Here is a 6,275-nt window from a genome sequence, read left to right as displayed (position 1 = left end):
GGCCCCGCCCGCGGTGGGCCGCCTGACGGCCGAGCCCCTGACGAACCTGCCGCCCCAGCGCCTCATCTACGGCGTCCCCGCGCCGCCGCCCTCCGCCAACAGCCACCCGCTCACCATCGGCAGCCTGCGCCGGGGCGGTGGAAGCGGTGGCGGCTCCGGTGGCGGTCGCTAGAACCCTTTTGTTTCCTGCCTTCCCTCCCCTCCTCTGCCGCCGCTCGTGACGGAGACACAGATGCCTGACTTCCTTGGACATGCCGAGAACCCGCTGCGCGAAGAGGAGTGGGCCCGGCTCAACGAGACGGTGATCCAGGTGGCGCGCCGCTCGCTGGTGGGCCGCCGCATCCTGGACATCTACGGGCCGCTGGGCGCCGGCGTGCAGACGGTGGCCTACGACGAGTTCCAGGGCGTGTCCGCGGGCGCGGTGGACATCGTCGGTGAGCAGGAGACCGCGATGGTCTTCACCGACGTCCGCAAGTTCAAGACCATCCCCATCATCTACAAGGACTTCCTGCTGCACTGGCGGGACATCGAGGCGGCGCGCACGCACAACATGCCGCTGGACGTGTCCGCCGCCGCCGGCGCCGCCGCGCTGTGCGCGCAGCAGGAGGACGAGCTCATCTTCTACGGCGACCAGCGCCTGGGCTACGAGGGCCTGATGACGGCCAACGGCCGCCTCACCGCCACGCTGGGGGACTGGACGGCGCCGGGCGGCGGCTTCCAGACCATCGTGGAGGCCACGCGCAAGCTCAACGAGGCCGGCCACTTCGGCCCCTACGCCGTGGTGCTGTCGCCGCGCCTGTACTCGCAGCTGCACCGCATCTACGAGAAGACGGGCGTGCTGGAGATCCAGACCATCAGCCAGCTGGCGTCCGACGGCGTCTACCAGTCCAACCGCCTGCGCGGTGAGTCCGGCGTGGTGGTGTCCACGGGCCGGGAGAACATGGACCTGGCGGTGGCCATGGACATGGTCGCGGCCTACCTGGGCGCCAGCAAGATGAACCACCCGTTCCGCGTGCTGGAGTCGCTGCTCCTGCGCATCAAGCACCCGGACGCCATCTGCACGCTGGAAGGCGCCGTCCCCGCCGCTCCCCCGGCACGCCGTTAGTCCTCTTCTTCCGCGCGGAGGCTTATGGCCAAGGTCCTGGTCATCGACGACGAGACGAACCTGCGCAAGGTGCTGGCCGCCCTGCTGCGCCGCGACGGGTTCGACGTCACCGTGGCGGAGAACGGCGAGCAGGGCCTGGCCGAGTTCCACAAGAACGGCGCGGACATCGTCGTCACCGACCTGGTGATGCCCAAGCTGGGCGGCATGGAGGTGCTCGCCGCCGTGCGCGCCGCCAACCCGGACGTGCCGGTGATCATCATCACCGCGCACGGCACCGTGGACTCCGCCGTGGAGGCCATCAAGGCGGGCGCGTTCGACTACATCACCAAGCCCTTTGATCAGTCGGAGCTGTCCTCCGTCGTGGCCAAGGCCGCCAAGACGAACGAGAGCGCCAAGCGCTCCGTGCGCGCGGACCACAAGGCCCGGTCCGCCATCATCGGCGAGTCACCGCAGATCCAGGACGTCTACAAGATCATCGACAAGGTGGCGGACACGCCGTCCACGGTGCTGATCACCGGTGAGAGCGGCACGGGCAAGGAGCTCATCGCCACCGCGCTGCACGGCGCCTCCAGCCGCCGCGACAAGCCGTTCATCAAGATCAACTGCGCCGCCATCCCCGCCACGCTCCTGGAGAGCGAGCTGTTCGGTTACGAGAAGGGCGCCTTCACCGGCGCCGTCACCTCCAAGCCGGGCCGCTTCGAGCTGGCCGACGAGGGCACCCTCTTCCTGGACGAGATTGGCGAGATCCCCGTCGAGATGCAGGTGAAGCTGCTGCGCGCGCTCCAGGAGGGCGAGTTCGAGCGCGTGGGCGGCATCAAGACGACGCGCGTGAACGTGCGCCTGGTGGCCGCCACCAACCGCGACCTCCAGGCGGAGATCGAAGCCGGCCGCTTCCGCAAGGACCTGTACTACCGGCTGGCGGTGGTGCCCATCGTGCTGCCCGCCCTGCGCGAGCGGCGCGGCGACATCCCGATGCTCGCCGCGCACTTCGTGGACAAGTACAACCGGCGGCTCCACAAGAAGATCGAAGGCATCGCCGACGACGCGCTCGCGCTGCTCCAGGCGTACGCGTGGCCGGGCAACATCCGCGAGCTGGAGAACCTCATCGAGCGCGTGCTGCTCTTCGCGGACGGCCCCCACATCACCGCCAGGGACCTGCCGGAGCCGGTGCGCGGGGGAGCGGGCGTGCAGGCGGGGGCAGCGGTCGCCGCCTCGCTGGGCACGCTGGACGTCCCCGTGGGCGAGGTGGGCCTCAAGGACATCGTGCGCATGAAGGCCGCGGAGCTGGAGCGGGACCTCATCGTCAAGAAGCTGGAGGAGACGGGCGGCAACGTCACGCGGGCCGCGCGCCTCCTGCAGATCAGCCGCAAGTCGCTCCAGACGAAGATGAAGGAGTTCGGCCTGCGCGACACCACCCCGGACGGTCAGGAAGACGGCCCGGACGAGTAGCCTGGGGCGCCGAAATATCGCTTCTTCGCCAGCGGTTTCGGCCCCCGCGTACCTTCTTACCCTCAGGGAGCCTGAATGCGGCCGAATCTTCCCACCCTCGGTGGACCACCGAAGCGCAATCCCTTCGGACCGGTGGTTGCCGTCTCCGTCATCCTCGGCGCGGCCGCGGGTGGCGTGTGGTGGTGGAAACAGCGCATGGCGGATGTCCCCATGGACGTCGCCTCGCAGACCGTCACCGCGCTGGATGCAGGCACCGTCGCCGCAGCCCCCGTGGCCCCGCCCGCGCCCACCGACCCCGTGAAGGCCGCGGGCCTGGAGCGCGCGTCCATCCGCATCGAGGGTCCGCTGGAGACCGCCCTCGTCCAGGCCTCGGACGCCACCGTGGGCCCTGCCCTGGCCCAGGTGGTGACGCGCACGCTGGTGTGGTGGGTGCGCGTACCCGGTGAAATCCTCCGGGGGGACACGCTGGACGTGCTCTACCAGCGCCGCCCCAACGAGGAGCCGCTGGTGTACGCGGTGCGCTTCGTGAGCGGCAAGACAGGCCAGACGCACCGCGCCTACCGCTTCACGCCCGCGGGTGAGACGAACGCCCGCTACTACCTGCCCGGCGGCGACGAGTTGGAGCTGCGGATGGAGAAGTCCCCCATCGACAGCTACGAGCAGATCACCTCGCTCCTGCGCGACGGCCGTGGCCACAAGGGCGTGGACTTCCGCGCGCCGGTGGGCACGACGGTCCGGGCGCCCTTCGCGGGCGTCATCAAGCGCAAGAACTGGAACTTCGGCAGCAACGGCAACTGCATCGAGCTGGTGGAGTCCGGGGGCAAGGGCCGCCGCGCCCTCTTCCTGCACCTGGCGGAGCTGCCCAAGAGCATCCAGCCCGGGATGCGCGTGAACGCGGGCCAGGTCCTGGCCCAGAGCGGCAACACGGGCCACTCCTTCGCCCCCCACCTGCACTACCAGCTCATGCTGGGCGAAAACCGGGTCCTGGACCCCTTCGACCAGCACAAGACCTTCCGCGCGTCCCTGGCGGCCGCCCAGAAGGGCGCCTTCGACGCCGAGGTCCAGCGGCTGGATGGCCTGCTGGGCACGTCCGTCGCGGGGAAGTAAAGGCCACCCATTTCTTGACACTCCTCCGACGGCACGGCTAGCTGGCAGGCCTGGGCCGTGGTCGTCGGAGGTAGTGGATGCACAGGTTTCGCGCCGTCATCGCCGCGCTGACGCTGGGCGTGCCGTTCGCCGCCAGCGCGGCGGAGATCACCCGGATTGCTTCCTCGTTCGAGGACGATGATCCGTTCGACCTCTTCCTCGATGTGGGCTTCGAGCGCACGCAGACGCGCGCGAAAATCGTCCGCGAGCAGCTCGGTGGCCCGGGGTCCACTGACGTCCGCGAGGTCAACGAACTCTGGTACAAGGGCACGGACGCGCGGCTGAATCTGGCCGTGGCCTTCGGCCTGTGGAAGGACCTGGAGTTCAGCTTCAAGCTGCCCATCGTCTTCCAGCAGAACGAGACCTGGAACTTCGTGTCCGGCACGGGCCAGGGCAACTCCACCATCACCAACAGCTGCTTCAACGCGGACGGCTCACCCTACTCGTCCGAGGGCTGCGTGGGCCGGCTGTTCCAGGTGCCCCAGGAGAGCTACCGCGGCGGCCTGGGCAACGTGCACTTCGGCCTGGCGTACGCCTTCTTCAACCAGGAGAAGGACGACACCAAGCCCACGTGGATCGTCGGCATCGACTACGAAGCGCCCACCGCCAAGCTGCGCGACCCGAGCGTGGCCAACACGGACCCGGACGGCGACAAGGGCAACGTGGGCGACCGCGTCCACAAGTACCAGCTCTACACGATCTTCTCGCGGAAGATGGGCAGGGCGGAGCCGTACTTCAAGGCGTCCCACACCATCCCGGTGCGCGGCCCCGGCGCGTACTCCAACTGCGACCAGTCCGGCGCCAATCCGCCCACCCTGGGCGCGCCGTACAACTGCTTCAAGGAGCCGTGGACGCGCAAGGAGACGGGCATCCACGCCCCCTCGCAGACGGCGCTCACCTTCGGCATGGAGCTGGTGCCCTTCGAGAACGCGGCGAAGTCCCAGAGGTTCGCCCTGGACCTGCGGCTGTTGGGCAACTACGTGGGCCGCGGCCGGTACTACAACGAGTTGAGCTCCGCGCTGCGCAAGCTGCTCACCTCCGACGACTACCTCCAGGTGGGTGGCCAGTTTGGCGTCACCGCGCGCGCGGCCTCGGCCTTCACCATCCGCGCGTCCGGCAACTTCCTCTACAACACGGACCACCTGCTCACGACCGAGGTCATTGGCCAGGACCTGAACGGCGACGGCACCGTGGACGTCGCCCCGGGCTCCCCGGAGCTGAACCCCACGTTCGACTGGCGCTACGACACGGTGTCCCGCCGCTTCCGGGCCATCCAGAGCACCACGTTCCGCTTCGACCTGGGCGCGACCTTCAGCTTCTGAAGGCCCGCCCCCGAGGCAGCGGTGGGCCGCCCCTACCGCTGCTTCAACCCCAGGCCCAGCCGGTACACCTCCTGGCCGGGCCACCCCGCACGGCGGGCCAGCTCCGTGCTCAGCGGCTTGAGCTTCTCGCCGCGAGCCAGGCCCGCCTCCAGCGCCCGGCGCAGTTCGTCCTCGCTCCAGCGCTGCTCGCCGGTGCGGCCCTCCACCAACACCACCACCTCGCCCCGGGTCTCCTCGCCCGCGTAGCGCGCCACCAGCGCGGACAGCGAGCCCCGGACGAACTCCTCGTGCAGCTTGGTCAGCTCGCGCGCCACGCACGCGCGGCGGTCGCCCCAGGCCTCCTGGAGGTCCGCCAGCGTCTCCGCCAGGCGGCGCGGGGATTCGTAGAGGACGCAGGTGGCGGACAGGGGGGCCACCTCGTCCAGCATGGCCCGGCGCTCCGGCCCCTTGCGCGGCAGGAAGCCCAGGAAGTGGAAGCGCCCGGTGGGCAGCCCGGACGCGCTCAGGGCGGCCACCAGCGCCGTGGGCCCGGGCACTGGCTCCACCTTAAGGCCGCGCTCCAGCGCCTCCGCCACCAGCTTTTCCCCCGGGTCGCTGATGCCGGGGCTGCCCGCGTCCGTGACGAGCGCGCAGTCCGCCCCCGCCTCGATGCGGTCCAGGATGCGCCCGGCGCGCTGCCCCTCCGCGAAGGCGGGCAGGCTCACCAGGTCCTTCCCGGTGATGCCGAAGTGGTCCAACAGGATGCGCGAGTGCCGGGTGTCCTCGCACGCGAGGAAGCCCGCGGTGCGCAGCGTCTCCAGGGCCCGGGCGGAGACGTCCCCCAGGTTCCCGATGGGCGTGGCCACGAGGTAGAGCGTTCCAGCCAAGGGACGGTTTCCTTTACATGCCAGCGTCGAAGGCGGCGGGCAGGTGCTCCACCCGGGCGTGCTCGCCCTGGCCCACGACGGAGATGACGTCGAAGCGCACCATGCGCCCGTCGATGCCGTTCTGGAAGAGGTAGTGCAGCGCCGCCTTCACCACCCGGCGCTGCTTGGCGAAGGACACGGTGTGCGACGGGTCTCCCCAGGCCGCCGTGGAGCGCATGCGCACCTCCACGAAGCACATGAGTTCCCCCTGCTCCGCCACGATGTCCAGCTCCCCGTAGCGGCACGTCCAGTTGCGCGCCACCACCCGGAAGCCCTGCGACTCCAGCAGGCGCACGCCCTCCGCCTCCGCCACGTCCCCCACGTCCCGCCGCGTTGCCATTCCCGTCC

6 protein-coding genes and 1 pseudogene are annotated in these 6,275 nt (G+C 70.0%); 5 read left to right on the top strand and 2 right to left on the bottom strand.

All coding sequences use genetic code 11. From position 1 onward, the window contains the following. The 5 genes and pseudogenes from D7X96_RS41695 to D7X96_RS38435 all read left to right on the top strand — a co-directional run. A pseudogene (locus D7X96_RS41695) lies at positions 1–172 on the top strand (ferritin); the annotation flags it as partial. 60 nt (positions 173–232) lie between these two features. Beyond that, positions 233–1,105, top strand: coding sequence for an encapsulin nanocompartment shell protein EncA (gene encA, locus D7X96_RS38450; RefSeq protein ID WP_121725217.1), 873 nt, complete (start codon positions 233–235; stop codon positions 1,103–1,105). 24 nt (positions 1,106–1,129) lie between these two features. Next, positions 1,130–2,554: a sigma-54-dependent transcriptional regulator gene (locus D7X96_RS38445; protein ID WP_121771961.1), complete on the top strand. Its 1,425-nt coding sequence runs from the start codon at positions 1,130–1,132 to the stop codon at positions 2,552–2,554. A gap of 75 nt (positions 2,555–2,629) precedes the next feature. Continuing rightward, positions 2,630–3,661 carry a M23 family metallopeptidase gene (locus D7X96_RS38440; RefSeq protein WP_120546376.1) on the top strand — a complete coding sequence of 344 codons (1,032 nt, stop codon included), beginning with the start codon at positions 2,630–2,632 and terminating at the stop codon, positions 3,659–3,661. 77 nt (positions 3,662–3,738) lie between these two features. Then, positions 3,739–5,022, top strand: a complete 1,284-nt coding sequence (locus D7X96_RS38435; RefSeq protein ID WP_121771960.1) for a hypothetical protein — start codon at positions 3,739–3,741, stop codon at positions 5,020–5,022. A gap of 32 nt (positions 5,023–5,054) precedes the next feature. Here D7X96_RS38435 and rsmI read toward each other — a convergent pair whose 3' ends face one another. Beyond that, positions 5,055–5,888, bottom strand: a complete 834-nt coding sequence (gene rsmI, locus D7X96_RS38430; protein ID WP_121725215.1) for a 16S rRNA (cytidine(1402)-2'-O)-methyltransferase — start codon at positions 5,886–5,888, stop codon at positions 5,055–5,057. Between the two features lie 13 nt (positions 5,889–5,901). Then, positions 5,902–6,267: a YraN family protein gene (locus tag D7X96_RS38425; protein WP_121771962.1), complete on the bottom strand. Its 366-nt coding sequence runs from the start codon at positions 6,265–6,267 to the stop codon at positions 5,902–5,904. Between the last annotated feature and the right edge of the window lie 8 nt (positions 6,268–6,275).

It is taken from the genome of Corallococcus interemptor, assembly GCF_003668875.1.
GTDB classification, from domain to species: Bacteria; Myxococcota; Myxococcia; order Myxococcales; family Myxococcaceae; genus Corallococcus; species Corallococcus interemptor.
The sequence above is the reverse complement of the archived record's forward strand: the minus strand, read 5'-3'. Positions and strand labels throughout refer to the sequence as shown.

Bases quoted from the DNA above. Each gene is read 5' to 3' on its own strand.
- encA (WP_121725217.1), top strand. From the start codon at position 233: ATGCCTGACTTCCTTGGACATGCCGAGAACCCGCTGCGCGAAGAGGAG.
- D7X96_RS38425 (WP_121771962.1), bottom strand. From the start codon at position 6,267: ATGGCAACGCGGCGGGACGTGGGGGACGTGGCGGAGGCGGAGGGCGTG.
- D7X96_RS38435 (WP_121771960.1), top strand. From the start codon at position 3,739: ATGCACAGGTTTCGCGCCGTCATCGCCGCGCTGACGCTGGGCGTGCCG.
- D7X96_RS38440 (WP_120546376.1), top strand. From the start codon at position 2,630: ATGCGGCCGAATCTTCCCACCCTCGGTGGACCACCGAAGCGCAATCCC.
- D7X96_RS38445 (WP_121771961.1), top strand. From the start codon at position 1,130: ATGGCCAAGGTCCTGGTCATCGACGACGAGACGAACCTGCGCAAGGTG.